Here is a 15,993-nt window from a genome sequence, read left to right on the forward strand (position 1 = left end):
CCCGGTCAGTTCGGCCACTTGGCGGCCCCGAGCCGTCACACGTCTTTGACGGTGACCCGATCCCCGCACAGCCTCGACCAGTCGTCACGGTCGGACGTCAGGACGAGGACGGGCGCTGGAGAGCGCAGAGCCAGTGCCGCCACCAGCGCATCGATGGCGTACTCGTGGCCGTGCAGCCCGCCGGCGTCCCGCAGCAACTGCACGGCGGTCAAGGAGTCCGCCTGGCTGACGGGCTCGACCTGCAACCGGGAGAGGACCCACCTCATCCGCGCGAAGTCCGTCTTGCCGTGTACCGCTTCGACCACGGTCAAGGCGGAAACGAGAACCACTACCCCAGCCCGTCTGGCGGCCTCGATACGGGCCACCATCCTGCGCTCGCCGCCCAGGAGCAGAGAGAGCGCCTGGGAGTCGAGTACCAAGGAGCGGGCGGGTGCTTCCTTCACGCAGCATCCCGCCCCGAGCCGGGCCGGTCCGCTCCGTCCCGTCCGGATTCGTCGGGCTCGGCATTCTCGAAGAGTTCGCGCCGCGCAGCCTCGATCTCCTCTTCGGTGAGAACGCCGTGCTCCGCCTCGTGCTCGGCCACGATCTCCGCAAGGCCGTCCATGGCGAGCTGATGCCGGACGGCTTCGGTGATGTAGCCGGAAACCCCCCGGCGCCCTGCGCGCGAGCGGATCTCGGCCACGAGGTCGGTGGGCATGGAAACGGAGATGTTCTCGGTCGTCCCAGCTCGTGTCGGCTTCACCTCACCAGAGTACGACAACGTCTATTACAACATCCGGGTTTCCACGCATCTCCCTTCCCCCGTCTCTTCCGCGTCTTTGCCCGGTCGCTGTGCCACCCCGGACAGGCCGCGCCCCCGCGGTCCGGGGCCGCGCCGCCGCGCATCGCACTCGGCGCAGCCAGGGTGGGCCGCGTGGTCGATCCCGCCGGTGGAGACCGTGTGGCGCAGCATGACGGGCTCGCGGCACCTGAGCGAGGATGGCTCCATGCCGAACCGCCTCGCGAACGAGACCTCGCCCTATCTCCTCCAGCACGCCGACAACCCCGTCGACTGGTGGCCCTGGTCGCCGGAGGCGTTCGCCGAGGCCCGCGAGCGCGGGGTGCCCGTGCTGCTCAGCGTCGGCTACAGCAGCTGCCACTGGTGCCACGTCATGGCGCACGAGTCCTTCGAGGACGAGCTCGCCGCCGCGTACATGAACGAGCACTTCGTGAACATCAAGGTGGACCGCGAGGAGCGGCCCGACGTCGACGCCGTCTACATGGAGGCCGTCCAGGCCGCCACCGGCCAGGGCGGCTGGCCCATGACCGTGTTCCTCACCCCCGACGCCGAGCCCTTCTACTTCGGCACCTACTTCCCGCCGGAGCCCCGGCACGGGATGCCGTCCTTCCTGCAGGTCCTGGAGGGCGTGCGGACCGCCTGGGCGGGCCGCCGCGAGGAGGTGGCCGAGGTCGCGCAGCGGATCGTACGGGACCTGGCCGGGCGGCAGCTGGACTACGGCCGGGCCGGCAGCCCCGGCCCCGAGGAGCTCGCGCAGGCGCTGCTCGGGCTGACCCGGGAGTACGACGCCGTGCGCGGCGGGTTCGGCGGGGCGCCGAAGTTCCCCCCGTCGATGGTTCTGGAGTTCCTGCTGCGCCACCACGCCCGCACCGGGGCCGAGGGCGCCCTGCAGATGGCCGCCGACACCTGCGAGGCCATGGCCCGCGGCGGCATCTACGACCAGCTCGGCGGCGGCTTCGCCCGCTACTCCGTGGACCGCGAGTGGGTCGTCCCGCACTTCGAGAAGATGCTCTACGACAACGCCCTGCTGTGCCGCCTCTACGCGCACCTGTGGCGGGCCACCGGCTCGGACCTCGCCCGGCGCGTCGCGCTGGAGACCGCCGACTTCATGGTGCGCGACCTGCGCACCGCCGAGGGCGGCTTCGCCTCCGCGCTCGACGCCGACAGCGAGGACCCCGACACCGGCAAGCCGGTGGAGGGCGCCTACTACGCGTGGACGCCCGCTCAGCTGGGCGAGGTGCTCGGGGAGGCCGACGGGGCGCTGGCGGCCGCGTACTTCGGGGTGACCGAGGACGGCACCTTCGAACACGGCCGCTCCGTGCTCCAGCTGCCCCAGGACGGGCCGGTCGTGGACGCCGAGCGGATCGCGGACATCCGGCGGCGGCTGCTGGACGCGCGCGCCGAGCGGCCCGCGCCCGGCCGCGACGACAAGGTCGTCGCCGCCTGGAACGGCCTGGCCATCGCCGCCCTCGCCGAGTGCGGGGCCTACTTCGACCGGCCCGACCTGGTCGAGCGGGCCACCGAGGCCGCCGACCTGCTGGTGCGGGTCCACTTCGATGCGGAGGCCGGCCGGGCACCGCGGCTCGGCCGGACCAGCAAGGACGGCCGGGCCGGCGCGAACGCCGGGGTGCTGGAGGACTACGGGGACGTCGCCGAGGGCTTCCTCGCGCTGGCGTCCGTGACCGGCGAGGGGGTCTGGCTGGAATTCGCCGGCTTCCTCGTCGACCTCGTCCTGGACCGGTTCACCGCCGAGGACGGCTCCCTCTACGACACCGCGCACGACGCCGAGCAGCTCATCCGCCGCCCCCAGGACCCCACCGACACCGCGGCCCCCTCCGGCTGGACGGCCGCCGCCGGGGCGCTGCTGTCGTACGCGGCGCACACCGGCTCCGAGGCCCACCGTACGGCGGCCGAGCGGGCGCTCGGGGTGGTCCACGCGCTCGGCCCGCGCGTGCCCCGCTTCATCGGGCACGGGCTCGCGGTCGCCGAGGCGCTGCTGGACGGGCCGCGGGAGGTGGCCGTGGTGGGCCACCCGGACGATCCGGCGCGGGCGCAGCTGCACCGGGCCGCGTTGCTGGGGACGGCTCCCGGGGCGGTGGTGGCGGTCGGGCTGCCGCAGGCGGCGGACGGCAGCGGCGGCGAGTTCCCCCTTTTGGCCGAGCGCACCCTGGTACGCGACCTTCCCACGGCGTATGTGTGTCGGCATTTCGTCTGCGCGCGGCCTACGACGGATCCGGTCGAGCTCGCCGAGCAGTTGGGTGGGGTTCGCCCCTGATTCCGGTGGAGTAGCGTCAATTCCGGTTACCGGTGCGGCACTTGGGAAACGCGTTTTTCATTCGAGCGGCTCCTGAGTGTCATGTTCACTGCCTAGTCTCATGGCTTCGGGAGCCACGGGGGGTGGCTCCGAGACGGCGCACCGGGGGGGGTGCGCCCGAGGGGGAAGCAGGGGCAGGCGGGCCGGGGGGCCGGCCTGATCCCCTGGGGGGTCGGCCGAGCGCGCCGCGGTGCGCTCTCGGCCGCATGGCTGTGGGGGGCAGTGTGGACACCTCTGTGTTCGTTTCCGCGTTCGTCGCCGTGCTGTCGGTCGCGCTGTTCTGGATGGCCGCCTTCACCCTGTGGTGGCAGATGCACGCCTGGCGCACGCCCGAGACGCTGGCCTCGACCCGCTTCGACCGGCCCGACGGCGAGGGCCGCCTCGCCTTCTCGCTGCTCCTGCCCGCCCGGCACGAGCAGGCCGTGCTCCGGCACACCATCGACCGGCTGCTGGAATCGACCCACACCGACTACGAGGTCATCGTCATCGTCGGCCACGACGACCCCGGCACCGCCGCCGTCGCCGAGGCCGCCGCCGCCCGGGCGCCCGAGCGCGTCCGGGTCGTCGTCGACCACAACGAGACCAAGAACAAGCCCAAGGCCCTCAACACCGCCCTCCCGCACTGCCGCGGCGACGTCGTCGGGGTCTTCGACGCCGAGGACCAGGTCCACCCCGAGCTGCTCGCCCACGTCGACCACGCCTTCCGCGCCACCGGCGCCGACGTGGTCCAGGGCGGGGTCCAGCTCATCAACTTCCACTCCAGCTGGTACAGCCTGCGCAACTGCCTGGAGTACTTCTTCTGGTTCCGCTCCCGGCTGCACCTGCACGCGGAGAAGGGGTTCATCCCGCTCGGCGGGAACACCGTCTTCGTCCGCACCGACGTGCTGCGCGAGGCCGGCGGCTGGGACCAGAACTGCCTGGCGGAGGACTGCGACCTGGGCGTGCGGCTGTCGTCGGCCGGCAAGAAGGTGGTCGTCGCGTACGACTCCGACATGGTCACCCGCGAGGAGACGCCCGGCTCGCTGCTGAGCCTGCTCAAGCAGCGCACCCGCTGGAACCAGGGCTTCCTGCAGGTCTACCGGAAGAAGGACTGGCAGCAGCTGCCCGGCCGCGGGCAGCGCTGGCTGGCCCGCTACACGCTGATGACCCCGTTCATGCAGGCGGCGACCGGGGTGATCATCCCGGTCAACGCCGCCGTCGCCCTCTTCCTCGACGTGCCCGTCGGCATTGCGATCATCACCTTCCTGCCGATGATCACCGCGATGGTCACCTTCGTCTTCGAGATCGTCGGGCTGCACGACTTCGGCCGCCAGTACGGGCTGCGCATCCGCCCCGTGCACTACGCCAAGCTCATCGCCGGCGGGCCCTTCTACCAGGTGATGCTGGCCGGCGCGGCGATCCGCGCGGTCTGGCGCGAGCAGCGCGGCCGCAACGAGTGGGAGCTGACCAGCCATACGGGGGCCCACCTGGCCGAGGTCCCCGCCGCGGATGCGGGCGCCACCGCCGCCCCGGCCGCGGCCGCCGCCGCCCCGGCCGCCGCCGGCGCCCTGGCCGCCCCGACCGCCGCGGTCTCCGCGCCCCCCGCAGCCTCCCTTGCCACCGCGTCCACCGCGAGCCGAGAGGAAAGCCACCCGTGACCGCCACCCTGCACCCGGCCGCGGATCCCCATACCGGCACGGCAGCCGCCGGCCCCACCGCCACCGACCCCACCGCCGCCGCCACCACCGAGCCCCGCGTCCCCGCCCCCCGCCGCGGCGGCCTCGGGGTGCGGCCCGCGCCGGCCCGGCCGCCGGTCCGCTTCCGCTCCTCCCGTCCCGACCTGCTGCTCTGCGGCGCCCTGCTGCTCGTGATCATCGCCGTACAGGGCTGGAACATCACCGACTTCCCGACACTGAGCGACGACGAGGGCACCTACCTCGCCCAGGCCTGGGCCGTCCAGCAGGGCGAGGGACTGGCCCACTACACCTACTGGTACGACCACCCGCCGCTCGGCTGGATCCAGATCGCGGCCCTGACCTACCTGCCGTCCCTCGTCGCGCCCGACTGGATGACCGTCGCGCCGATGCGCGTGTCGATGCTCGCCGTGTCCGCCGCGAGCTCGGTGCTGCTCTACGTCCTCGCGCGCCGCCTGTGGCTGCCGCGCTGGGCGTCCGGGCTCGCCATGGCCCTGTTCGGGCTCTCACCGCTCTCCGTGGTCCTGCAGCGGGAGATCTTCCTCGACAACATCGCCGTGATGTGGATGCTGCTGGCGTTCTGCCTGGCCGCCTCCCCGCGCCGGCACCTGTGGCACCACTTCGCGTCCGGACTGGCCGCCGCCACCGCCGTCCTGACCAAGGAGACGATGCTGGTGGTGCTGCCGGCGCTGCTGGTGACGATGTGGCGCCACAGCCACCCCGACACCCGCAAGTTCGCCGTCACCGGAGCCGTCACCGCCTGCGCCCTGATCGGACTCTCGTACCCCCTGTACGCCCTGCTCAACAGCGAACTCCTGCCCGGCGCCGGACACGTCTCCCTCCTCGACGGCATCACCTACCAGATGAGCCGCCCCGGCTCCGGCTTCCTCCTCACACCCGGCTCCGGCTCGAACGGCGTCCTGCGCTCCTGGCTCTACTACGACACCGTCCTGCCGCTCGGCGGACTGGCCGGCGCCCTCCTGCTCCTCGCCGTCCTCCGGCGCTCCGTCACCGCCCGCGCCCTGGCCGGCCCGGCGCTGGCCGCCGCCCTCCTCGCCGCCGTCGCCCTGCGCCCCTCCGGCTACCTGCCGGCGATGTACGTGATCCAGGCGCTGCCGTTCCTCGCGCTGGTCCTCGCCGCCGCGGCGGCCGCCGTCGCCCACGCCGTACTGCGCCGCCGCCGCGGACCCGCCGAGCGCCGGGCCCTCACGTACGGGCGCCGGCTGCTGCTCGGCGCCCTCGCCGTCGCGGCCGCCGCGTACGTCCTGCCGCGCTGGTACGAGGGCGACCGCACCGCGCTCACGGCCGACGCCAACGCCCCGTACCGGCAGGCCGCGGCCTGGCTCGGGCACGAGGTCCCCGACCCGGCGCACACCCGGGTCCTGCTCGACGACGCCCTGTGGCTGGACGCCGTCCACCACGGCTACGAGCCCGGCCTCGGCGCGATCTGGTTCTACAAAGCGGACCTCGACCCGGCGGTCACCAGGACCCTCCCGCACGGCTGGCGCGACATCGACTACGTCGTCTCCTCGCCCACCGTCCGCCGCGACGCCCGCGACCTGCCGAACGTCCGGGCGGCGCTGGAGCATTCGACGGCCGTGGCCGTCTTCGGCTCCGGCGAGGACCGCATCGAGATCCGCCGGACCGACTCCGCCGACCGCCCGAACGGGAGCTGACCCCGCATGACCGACCTGGCCACGTCCCACGTGCGGCAGCCGGCGGAGGAACCCGCCCGCGGCAGCGTCACCCTGATCATCCCGACCTTCAACGAGGCCGCGAACATAGGTGAACTGCTCTCCCGGCTCGCCGACTCCCTCCCCGCCGGCCCGCCCTGCGAGGTCCTCTTCGTCGACGACTCCACGGACGACACCCCGGCCGTGATCGAGAAGGCCGCACCGGCCTGCCCCTTCCCGGTCGCGGTCCTGCACCGGGAGACCGCGCGCGGCGGCCTCGGCGGCGCCGTCGTCGAGGGCATCGCCCGCGCGGAGACCGACTGGATCGTCGTCATGGACGCCGACCTCCAGCACCCGCCCCACCTGGTGCCCGAACTCGTCGGCGAGGGCGAGCGCACCGGCGCCGAACTCGTCGTGGCCTCCCGCTACCTGCCGGGCGGCAGCCGCGCCGGCCTCGCCGGCAGCTACCGCGTTGCCGTCTCGCGCGGCGCGACCTGGCTGGCCAAAGGCCTCTTCCCGCGCGCCCTGCGCGGGATCAGCGACCCGATGAGCGGCTTCTTCGCGATGCGCCGCCGGGTCGTGGCCGCCGACGCCCTCAAACCCCTCGGCTACAAGATCCTGCTGGAGCTGGCCGTGCGCTCCCGCCCCGCGAAGGTCGCCGAGGTGCCGTTCGTCTTCCAGGACCGCCATGCCGGCGCCTCCAAGTCCAGCGCCCGCGAGGGCGTGCGGTTCCTCGCCCACCTCGCCGCGCTGCGGTCCGCGACCCCACTGGCCCGGATGATCGGCTTCGGGCTGATCGGGCTCTCCGGCTTCGTCCCGAACCTGCTCGCGCTGTGGCTGCTCACCCACGCCGGGCTGCACTACCTGCCCGCCGAGATCGCCGCCAACCAGGCCGGCGTGCTGTGGAACTTCCTCCTCATCGAGCTGCTGCTCTTCCGCGACCGGCGCCGGCACCGGCACTGGGCGGACCGCCTAGGCCGCTTCGCCCTGCTCGCCAACGCCGACCTGCTGCTGCGCATCCCGCTGATCGCCCTGTTCGTCGACCGGTTCGCCATGGCCGTGCTGCCCGCCACCGCGCTCGCCCTGGTCACCACCTTCGTCCTGCGGTTCGCGGCCACCGAGGCCCTCGTCTACCTGCCGCGAAGGTCCTCCCGTACCGCCGGCACCTCCCGTACCCCGTACACCACCAGGAGTTGAGCCGCACAGAAGGGAAACGTCCATGCCACGCTCCATTCGGCGGCGGGCCGCCCTGGCCGCCGTCGGGGCGATGACCGCGGGCCTGCTGCTGACCGCACCGCAGCAGGCCACCGCCGGACCGCCCAACCTGCTCACCAACCCCGGATTCGAGACCGCCGGCGCGCCCGGCGCCGACATGCCGTCCTGCTGGGAGAAGTCCGGCTGGGGCGACAACGACTTCTCCTTCACCACCGTCGCCGACGCCCACAGCGGCACCAAGGCCATGCGGGTCTCCCTCACCCGCCGGGTGACCGGCGACCGCAAGGCCCTGGTCACCGAAAACGCCACCTGCGCCCCGACCGTCGTACCGGGCAAGCAGTACGACCTGTCCGCCTGGTACAAGTCGGACACCCCGGACGTGTCGGTGACCGTCTTCCGGCACGACACCACCGCCGGCTGGCAGTACTGGACCGACCTGCAGAACCCGCCGGTCAGCGCCGGCTGGGCGCGCACCGAGGTGCGCACGCCCGCCGTCCCGCCGAACACCGACAAGATCACCTGGGGGCTGTCCGTCTACGGCACGGGCACGCTGACCACCGACGACTACGCCGTCGAGGAGGTCGGCGCGGTCCCGCCGCAGCCCGGCTGCACCGGCACCCCGCAGGAGTGCGCCAAGGGCGCCTGGGAGGTGATCCCGGCGAAGAACCCGGTCCGCTCGATGCACGCCGTCGTCCTGAATGGGGGCACCTCCCAGACGGAGTCTGGGGGAGGCAAGGTGCTGCTCATCGCGGGCTCCGGCAACGACATCTCCCAGTTCAACGCCGGCACCTTCACCTCGGCCGTGTACGACCCCGCGACCGGTAGTTTCAAGACGATCCCGACGCCGGTCGACATGTTCTGCTCCGGCCACGTGCAGCTCTCGGACGGCCGGGTCCTGGTGATGAGCGGCAACAAGGGCTACCCGTCCGCCGACGGCAAGATCGGCTACCAGGGGCTGAAGGACTCGTACCTCTTCGACCCGGCGACCGAGACGTACACGAAGACCAACGACATGAACGGCGGGCACTGGTACCCGTCGGCGACGGTCCTCGGCAACGGCGACGTGATCTCCTTCGGCGGCCTGAAGGAGGACTCCACGGGCAACGTCACCGCGGAGAAGTTCTCGGCGGCGCAGGGCAAGTGGCTGCCGATGAACGAGGTCAACCAGACCTGGTCGTACTGGGGCCTGTACCCGTCGATGATCCTCATGCAGGACGGGCGGCTCTTCTACTCCGGCAGCCACACCTTCGGCAACGGCACCCAGGGCAGCGGCGCCTCGATCTACGACTACGGCGCGAACACGATCACCGACGTGCCCGGCCTGCGCAAGAAGGACGAGCGCGACGAGTCGGCGAGCGTGCTGCTGCCGCCCGCACAGGACCAGCGGGTGCTCACCGTGGGCGGCGGCAACAACGAGACCAACCCGGCGGCGAACCGGCTGACCGACCTGATCGACCTCAAGGCCGCGAACCCCTCCTACCGGGCCGGCCCGGACCTCCCGCAGGGCCTGGTCGACACCGGCGCCGGCAAGCGCCCGCAGGCCGGAGCCGAGGGCAAGATGTACGTCTCGGCCGTCCTGCTGCCCGACGGCAAGGTGCTGGAGACCGGCGGCGGACTCCACGACCGGGCCGACCCGGTGTACGAGGCCTCCTTCTTCGACCCGGTGACCGACACCTACCAGGCGGGCCTGCCGTCCGACCCGATCCCGCGGACGTACCACTCGGGGGCCTTCCTGCTGCCCGACGGGCGCGTGATGACGGTCGGCGACAACCCGGGCAACGGCACGTACAACCACAACGTGTCGATCTACACGCCGCCGTACCTGTTCAAGGGCCCGCGCCCGAAGCTGACCTCGGTGATCGACACGCAGTGGGTGTACGGGGACACGCAGCGGATCACCGTGGACCGGCCGATCGCCAAGGCGGAGCTGATCCGCCCGGCGGCGGTCACCCACTCCTCGGACCCCAACCAGCGGTTCGTGGACCTGCCGATGACGGTGGTCAACAACACCACCGTCGACCTCAACGTCACCAGCAACCCCAACCTGGCGCCGCCCGGCTGGTACATGCTCTTCGGGGTCGACGCGAACGGCATCCCGTCGGTGGCCACCTGGGTGCACCTCGGCGGCCCCTCGGCCCTCGCCGCCACCGGGCAGGAGCCCTCGCCGCACGTCCACGACTTCGCCGACGCCCCGCAGGCGGCGCCGAAGCAGAACCCGCAGCGCCGGGACTCCGTCCCGGTCGCCCCGAGCACCGCCGGCTGCGACCGCCACTACGGCACCGTCAACCAGTGCGTCCCGACGGCCTTCCCGGCGGAGGTGAAGGACACCACCGAGGCCCGCTGCGACTGGCTGGCCGCCCATCACTACCCGGCGCGGATGAAGGTCCACGGCAGCGACCCGCTCCGCCTGGACCCGGACCACGACGGCCGCGCCTGCGGCTAGCAGCAGGGGAGCAGTGGCCAGGCCCGGCCCGTGTCACGTCATGGACGTCACGGGCCGGTCTTGGGCAGGCAGTTCTTCCGGTACGCCTCGTCGTAGGCGGTGTCGTAGCCGACGCGGTAGCCGTTCTGGAAGGCGATGACGAGCGGGTCGGTGCCCGGGGTCAGGTTGGCGTTGGGCCGGGTGTTGTTGCAGGACTTGGCGTCCTGCGCGCCCAGGGTCTCACCGGACTGTTTGCCCAGTGCGAACATGCTCTCCTGCGTCTGCTGCGTGCCCGGGGGCGGCGGCGGGGGCTTCGGCGGCGTCTGCTTGCCGGCGCAGTTCTTGTTGTACGCGGCCGCGTACGCCGTGTCGTAGCCGTACTTCCAGCCCGCGATCTTCCCCTGCTCGAAGACCGTGGGCTTGACCGGGGCCAGCGGCATCGTCCGCCGCGCGCAGAAGGGCTGGCTGCCGTCCACCATGCCGGCGGCGCGGCCCTGCCGCACACCCTCGCGGCAGCCCAGGGTGTACTGGTCGGTCTTGGTGGACAGCTGGTGGCAGATCGTGGGGACGGCCGCCGCGCCGGTGCCCGCCGCGGCGTCCGCGGCCGCCGCGGCGGGCACCGGCGCAAGAGCCAGGATCATGCAGGGAGCGAGCAGGGCCCGGTGCTGCCGGGGCTTCATGACGTACCCTCCGGGACTTCGGTGATCTTCCCCGAGCCGGCCGACTGGCGGACCTTCCCCCGTTCGACGGTACGCCGGGCCGCCCCGGCCCGCGCGGGCGCGCCGACCGGGCCGGCCGCACGGCCTTGCGCTCCCTAGTGCTGGTAGGCGGCGAGCGAGATGCCGACGTAGTGGGCGACGAACGCCGCGAGGGTCAGGGAGTGGAAGACCTCGTGGAAGCCGAAGAAGCGGGGCGAGGGGTTGGGCCGCTTGATCCCGTAGATGACCCCGCCCGCGCTGTACAGCAGGCCCCCGACGATCACCAGGACGAGCACGGCGATGCCGCCGGTGCGCAGGAAGTCGGGCAGGAAGAAGACCGCCGCCCAGCCCATCGCTATGTAGCAGGGCGTGTAGAGCCAGCGCGGGGCGCCGACCCAGAAGACGCGGAAGGCGATCCCGGCCGCGGCCGCGATCCACACGGCCCACAGCAGCGTCCGTCCGGTGGAGGGCGGGAGCAGGAGCACCGTCAGCGGGGTATAGGTCCCCGCGATGATGAGGAAGATGTTGGCGTGGTCGAGCCGGCGCAGGATGGCCTCGCCCCGCGGGCCCCAGGTGCCGCGGTGGTACACGGCGCTGACACCGAAGAGCAGGCAGGCCGTGAGGACGTACACCCCGCAGGCGACGCGCGCCTTGGTCGATTCGGTGAAGGCCATCAGCGCCAGGCCGGCGACGACCACGGCGGGGAACATCCCGGTGTGCAGCCAGCCGCGCATGAGCGGCTTGGCCTCCGGCGCGGCGGCGGCCGGTACGGCTGCGGCGTCAGAAGTCATGGGCGCCATGCTACCTACGGGTCCGTAGGTTTCCGTTAGTGCGCTTTACGGAAGATTGACGGGAGTGGCGATGCTCACGTGAGAGGCCCCCTGGACATATGCGCACATGCACCGGATGATCAGATGAGTGCGGTCGGCACCGGATGAGCGGAGCGCGAAGCGTCCGGGTCGCAGCCCCCACGGGGCATACACCAAACAAACCCCTCAACAAGGAGCAATCGTGGCGCGCGACAACGCGGCTCCCACCACCGTCCCGACGAACCACCAGGCGCTGATCGCCTGGGTTGACGAGATCGCAGCGATCACCCAGCCCGACAGCATCGTGTGGTGCGACGGTTCCGAGGCGGAGTACGAGCGCCTGTGCGAGGAGCTCGTCGCCAAGGGAACGTTCAAGAAGCTCGACGAGACCAAGCGCCCGAACTCGTACTACGCCGCCTCCGACCCCTCCGACGTCGCGCGCGTCGAGGACCGGACCTTCATCTGCTCCGAGAAGGAAGAGGACGCGGGCCCGACCAACCACTGGAAGGCCCCGGCGGAGATGAGGGACATCTTCACCGGCGAGAAGGGGATCTTCCGCGGCTCCATGAAGGGCCGGACGATGTACGTCGTCCCGTTCTGCATGGGCCCCCTCGGCTCCGAGCTTTCCGCGATCGGCGTCGAGATCACCGACTCCGCCTACGTCGCGGTCGCCATGCGCACCATGACCCGCATGGGCAAGGCCGTCCTCGACGAGCTCGGCACCGACGGCTTCTTCGTCAAGGCCGTCCACACCCTCGGCGCTCCGCTCGCCGAGGGCCAGGCCGACGTGCCGTGGCCCTGCAACACCACCAAGTACATCTCGCACTTCCCCGAGACCCGCGAGATCTGGTCCTACGGCTCCGGCTACGGCGGCAACGCCCTGCTCGGCAAGAAGTGCTACGCCCTGCGCATCGCGTCCGTCATGGCCCGCGACGAGGGCTGGCTCGCCGAGCACATGCTGATCCTCAAGCTCACCCCGCCGCAGGGTGAGGCCAAGTACGTGGCGGCCGCGTTCCCGTCCGCCTGTGGCAAGACCAACCTCGCCATGCTGGAGCCCACGATCCCCGGCTGGACGGTCGAGACCATCGGCGACGACATCGCCTGGATGCGCTTCGGCGAGGACGGCCGCCTCTACGCGATCAACCCGGAGGCCGGCTTCTTCGGCGTCGCCCCCGGCACCGGCGAGCACACCAACGCCAACGCCATGAAGACGATGTACGCCAACACCGTCTTCACCAACGTCGCGCTCACCCCCGACGGCGGCGATGTGTGGTGGGAGGGCATGACCGAGGAGCCCCCCGCCCACCTCATCGACTGGAAGGGCAACGCCTGGACCCCGGAGTCCGAGACTCCGGCCGCCCACCCCAACGCCCGCTTCGCCGTCCCGGCCGCCCAGTGCCCGACGATCGCCCCCGAGTGGGAGGACCCCAAGGGCGTCCCGATCTCCGCGATCCTCTTCGGCGGCCGCCGCGCCTCCGCCGTCCCGCTGGTCACCGAGTCCTTCGACTGGAACCACGGCGTCTTCATCGGCTCGAACATCGCCTCCGAGAAGACCGCCGCCGCCGAGGGCAAGGTCGGCGAGCTGCGCCGCGACCCGTTCGCCATGCTGCCGTTCTGCGGCTACAACATGGGCGACTACATGGCCCACTGGATCAAGGTCGGTGCCTCCGCGGACCAGGCCAAGCTCCCGAAGATCTACTACGTGAACTGGTTCCGCAAGAACGACGCGGGCAAGTTCGTCTGGCCCGGCTTCGGCGAGAACAGCCGCGTCCTGAAGTGGATCGTCGGCCGCCTCGACGGCACCGCCGAGGGCGTCGAGACCCCCATCGGCATCCTGCCGACCAAGGCCGCCCTCGACCTCGACGGCCTCGAGATCGCCGACGCGGACCTCGACTTCCTCCTCACCGTCGACAAGGAGGTCTGGCGCGAGGAGGCCGCCCTGGTCCCCGAGCACCTCAACACCTACGGCGACCACACTCCCAAGGAGCTGTGGGACCAGTACCACGCGCTCGTCGAGCGCCTGGGCTGAGCCGGCCGCCCCTTCACGGGGCACCCCGTCAAGGGGCGGGCCCTGAAGAAGGGCCGATGAACGTGGGAGTCCCCGACCAAGCGATTCCCACCGCTGTGGGAGCCCCCGACCAAGCGGCGCCCACCGCAGCCACGGCCTGACACCCCTGGTCAGGAGCGTCCGCGCTCCTCCAGGTAGGTCGTGTGCGTCTGCTGGCGGCGGGCCTCCGTCTCACGGAGGTCCGCCGCCACGCGTTCCGCCTCCTCGTGCAGCAGCGCCAGCTGCCGCTCCAGGTGCCCCTCCGGCGACTCCCCGCCCGGCGTGATCCGCGTCCACCAGCGGGTCCGGTTGTACGTGTCCACGCACTCCGGCACGTCCACCACGATCGCCCGCGACAGCGCGTGCACCGCCTCCGCCTCGCCGGCCAGCACCTCGGCCACCCACCCCGGCTCCAGCAGGGCCCCGTACAGCTCGAGCAGTTCCGCGAGGCGGCCCTCGGCCGGAGCCGGCAGCTCCACCTCCGCCAGGTACTCCTTCAACCGCCCGAACCGCTCGCGCACCTCGTCCAGCCGGTCGGTCGGGTTCCCGGGCGGCGGCGGCGCGGGCGGCTCCGGCGGGGCGAGCAGCGCCCCCGCGCCGTACAGCCCGGCCACGACCGCCGGCCACCAGGTGCCGGCGGCCCCCGTCAGGGTCAGCCCCACTCCGGCCACGCCGCAGGCACAACCAGCCAGGTTCTTCTTCGACTCCAGGTACCGCAGGGCCGCGCTCTTCGACGCCGCCCGCTCCCGGCCCCTGCTCGCTCTACTGGTAGCCACGGATCTCCTCGAAGGCCCCCCGGAGCGACCCGTTGCCGCCCGTCGCGTCGAAGAGCCGCCCGCCGGTCACCTCCGTGATCCGGCTGAGCTCCTTGCGGTCGGAGTCGCCGAAGACGACCGCGAAGACCGGCGTGTGCTTCTGCGCCTCCGGCAGGCCCGCGTAGAACGTCTCGAAGTCCTTCGCCCGGTCCCCGCTCTCCCCGTCCGTCATCAGCACGATCGAGGTGAACGCGTCCGCGTTGCCCTTGCCCAGGTGCTCGTACGCCGCCTTCAGGCTCGCGTACACCGCCGTGCCCCCGTCGGGCGACAGCGACTTCACGTCCCCGCGGATCGCGTCCAGCGCCGGCTGCGGATTGCCCGGCTCGACGACGTGCGTCAGCACCTTCTTCACCTTGTCCCCGAACGGCAGCAAGGTCACCTCCTCGCGGTCCCGGAACCGCTGCCCGGGCCCCGAACTCCCCGTGCCCGTCAGCTCGGTGAGCGCGTCGCGCAGCCGGCCGATCCGGTTCTCCTCCGCCATCGAACCCGAGGTGTCCAGCACGTACACCGTCCGCGAGGGCCTGCGCAGCTCGTTCTCGTAGCTCGCCAGCAGCCCGTCCGCGACCGGCCGGGTCCCCGGGAACGGCAGCTCGCGCCGCTTCTCCGCGTTCAGCCCGGCCGCGGGCGCCACCCCGGCCGCGACCGGCCGGCGCAGCGTCCGCTCCGTGATCGCCTTCTGCGCCTCGCCGCCCCGCAGCCAGTCCGTCAGGGCCCGCCCCGACTCGCGCGCCCCGGCGGGCGCCGAGGTCAGCAGCGTCAGCGGGTAGTGCGCGGTGACCACGCCGTCGCGCGGCCGGATCACCGTCAGGTTCGTCTTCGCGTCCCGGTTCATCGACAGCAGCACGGACTCGTAGTTGATCAGCGCGTCCACGTCGCCGCGCTTGGTGTACGCGGTCGCGAGCCAGCCGGAGGAGCCCGACGTCAGCCGCTGCCCGGCGAAGAACTGCTTCAGCTTCGGCTGGGCCCCCTGCACGTCCGCGTCCGTCAGCGCCGCCTGCGCGCCCGAGAGCCCCGACGCCACCGACACCAGCGCCGAGAAACCCGAGTTGGACCGCACCGGGTCGGTCATCCCGTACGTCAGCTTTCCCGCAGCCACCGCCTCGTGCACGGCCGACCAGGTCACCTCCTCGGGCTTCCAGCCGAGCCGGGCCAGCGCGTCGGGCCGCACACCCAGCGCGACCGGCGAGGACATCACCGGAGTCTCACTGCTGAGCTTCCCGGCGGCCTCGGGCCGCAGCCGCAGGTAGTCGTTGGAGGACAGCCAGATCGCGTCGTACTTGCCGTCGGCCCTGCCGGAGGCAACCTGCTCGGCCGCATCCAGCGTCCCCGACCAGGTCAACTCGACACTCACCCCGGTGGCGGCCTTCGCCGACTTGAGCACCGGCTCCATGTCGGCGAGCTCACTGGACGCCAGCACCCGCAGCTTGCCGTCCTGGTACTTCGACTCGCTGGGCTTGGCAGACCCGTCGGACGTACACCCCGCCACCCCCACCAGGGACAGGAACGCGAGAGACGACGCCAGCAATCTCAGCCTCGCCGACAATCTCAG

12 protein-coding genes are annotated in these 15,993 nt (G+C 72.1%); 6 read left to right on the forward strand and 6 right to left on the reverse strand.

What is annotated here, in order from left to right; translation table 11 throughout:
* Positions 1 to 35: 35 nt before the first annotated feature.
* A complete protein-coding gene (locus ABZ924_RS00460; RefSeq protein WP_361901731.1) occupies positions 36 to 443 on the reverse strand; it encodes a PIN domain-containing protein in 408 nt (135 codons plus the stop codon).
* Complete coding sequence (locus ABZ924_RS00465) at positions 440 to 742, reverse strand: hypothetical protein (RefSeq protein WP_361901733.1); 303 nt, start codon at positions 740 to 742, stop codon at positions 440 to 442. Before ABZ924_RS00465 ends, ABZ924_RS00460 begins: the two co-directional genes overlap by 4 nt.
* A gap of 244 nt (positions 743 to 986) precedes the next feature.
* On the opposite strand from ABZ924_RS00465, the gene ABZ924_RS00470 reads away from it, so the two are divergent.
* From ABZ924_RS00470 to ABZ924_RS00490, 5 genes are all read left to right on the forward strand, one after another.
* Positions 987 to 3,053 (forward strand): thioredoxin domain-containing protein, encoded by a 2,067-nt coding sequence (locus tag ABZ924_RS00470; protein ID WP_361901735.1) that lies wholly within the window; start codon positions 987 to 989, stop codon positions 3,051 to 3,053.
* 323 nt (positions 3,054 to 3,376) lie between these two features.
* Positions 3,377 to 4,729: a glycosyltransferase gene (locus ABZ924_RS00475; RefSeq protein WP_361902341.1), complete on the forward strand. Its 1,353-nt coding sequence runs from the start codon at positions 3,377 to 3,379 to the stop codon at positions 4,727 to 4,729.
* Positions 4,730 to 4,857: 128 nt separating this feature from the next.
* Positions 4,858 to 6,441: a phospholipid carrier-dependent glycosyltransferase gene (locus ABZ924_RS00480; protein WP_361902344.1), complete on the forward strand. Its 1,584-nt coding sequence runs from the start codon at positions 4,858 to 4,860 to the stop codon at positions 6,439 to 6,441.
* Between the two features lie 6 nt (positions 6,442 to 6,447).
* Positions 6,448 to 7,635 carry a glycosyltransferase family 2 protein gene (locus tag ABZ924_RS00485; RefSeq protein ID WP_361901736.1) on the forward strand — a complete coding sequence of 396 codons (1,188 nt, stop codon included), beginning with the start codon at positions 6,448 to 6,450 and terminating at the stop codon, positions 7,633 to 7,635.
* A 22-nt stretch (positions 7,636 to 7,657) separates the two neighbouring features.
* The gene (locus ABZ924_RS00490; RefSeq protein ID WP_361901737.1) at positions 7,658 to 10,096 is read left to right on the forward strand and encodes a galactose oxidase-like domain-containing protein; all 2,439 of its coding nucleotides are present in this window, start codon (positions 7,658 to 7,660) and stop codon (positions 10,094 to 10,096) included.
* A 47-nt stretch (positions 10,097 to 10,143) separates the two neighbouring features.
* On the opposite strand, the gene ABZ924_RS00495 is transcribed toward ABZ924_RS00490, so the two are convergent.
* Together ABZ924_RS00495 and ABZ924_RS00500 are read right to left on the reverse strand one after the other, a co-directional pair.
* Entirely contained in the window at positions 10,144 to 10,755 is a 612-nt protein-coding gene (locus tag ABZ924_RS00495) for a hypothetical protein (RefSeq protein ID WP_361901739.1), read from the reverse strand.
* A 134-nt stretch (positions 10,756 to 10,889) separates the two neighbouring features.
* Positions 10,890 to 11,573 carry a hemolysin III family protein gene (locus ABZ924_RS00500; RefSeq protein WP_361901740.1) on the reverse strand — a complete coding sequence of 228 codons (684 nt, stop codon included), beginning with the start codon at positions 11,571 to 11,573 and terminating at the stop codon, positions 10,890 to 10,892.
* 211 nt (positions 11,574 to 11,784) lie between these two features.
* Between ABZ924_RS00500 and ABZ924_RS00505 the strand changes: the two genes are divergently transcribed.
* Positions 11,785 to 13,611: a phosphoenolpyruvate carboxykinase (GTP) gene (locus tag ABZ924_RS00505; RefSeq protein WP_361901742.1), complete on the forward strand. Its 1,827-nt coding sequence runs from the start codon at positions 11,785 to 11,787 to the stop codon at positions 13,609 to 13,611.
* Positions 13,612 to 13,760: 149 nt separating this feature from the next.
* Here ABZ924_RS00505 and ABZ924_RS00510 read toward each other — a convergent pair whose 3' ends face one another.
* Entirely contained in the window at positions 13,761 to 14,405 is a 645-nt protein-coding gene (locus ABZ924_RS00510) for a hypothetical protein (RefSeq protein ID WP_361901744.1), read from the reverse strand.
* The gene (locus ABZ924_RS00515) at positions 14,392 to 15,969 is read right to left on the reverse strand and encodes a VWA domain-containing protein (RefSeq protein WP_361901746.1); all 1,578 of its coding nucleotides are present in this window, start codon (positions 15,967 to 15,969) and stop codon (positions 14,392 to 14,394) included. Before ABZ924_RS00515 ends, ABZ924_RS00510 begins: the two co-directional genes overlap by 14 nt.
* Positions 15,970 to 15,993: the final 24 nt, after the last annotated feature.

The sequence above is a fragment of the Streptomyces sp. NPDC046876 genome (assembly GCF_040645035.1).
GTDB lineage: Bacteria > Actinomycetota > Actinomycetes > Streptomycetales > Streptomycetaceae > Streptomyces.

What these genes read in the sequence shown, in the direction of transcription:
- ABZ924_RS00500 (WP_361901740.1), bottom strand. Translation starts at nt 11,573, where the DNA reads ATGGCGCCCATGACTTCTGACGCCGCAGCCGTACCGGCCGCCGCCGCG.
- ABZ924_RS00495 (WP_361901739.1), bottom strand. Translation starts at nt 10,755, where the DNA reads ATGAAGCCCCGGCAGCACCGGGCCCTGCTCGCTCCCTGCATGATCCTG.
- ABZ924_RS00490 (WP_361901737.1), top strand. Translation starts at nt 7,658, where the DNA reads ATGCCACGCTCCATTCGGCGGCGGGCCGCCCTGGCCGCCGTCGGGGCG.
- ABZ924_RS00485 (WP_361901736.1), top strand. Translation starts at nt 6,448, where the DNA reads ATGACCGACCTGGCCACGTCCCACGTGCGGCAGCCGGCGGAGGAACCC.
- ABZ924_RS00475 (WP_361902341.1), top strand. Translation starts at nt 3,377, where the DNA reads ATGGCCGCCTTCACCCTGTGGTGGCAGATGCACGCCTGGCGCACGCCC.
- ABZ924_RS00470 (WP_361901735.1), top strand. Translation starts at nt 987, where the DNA reads ATGCCGAACCGCCTCGCGAACGAGACCTCGCCCTATCTCCTCCAGCAC.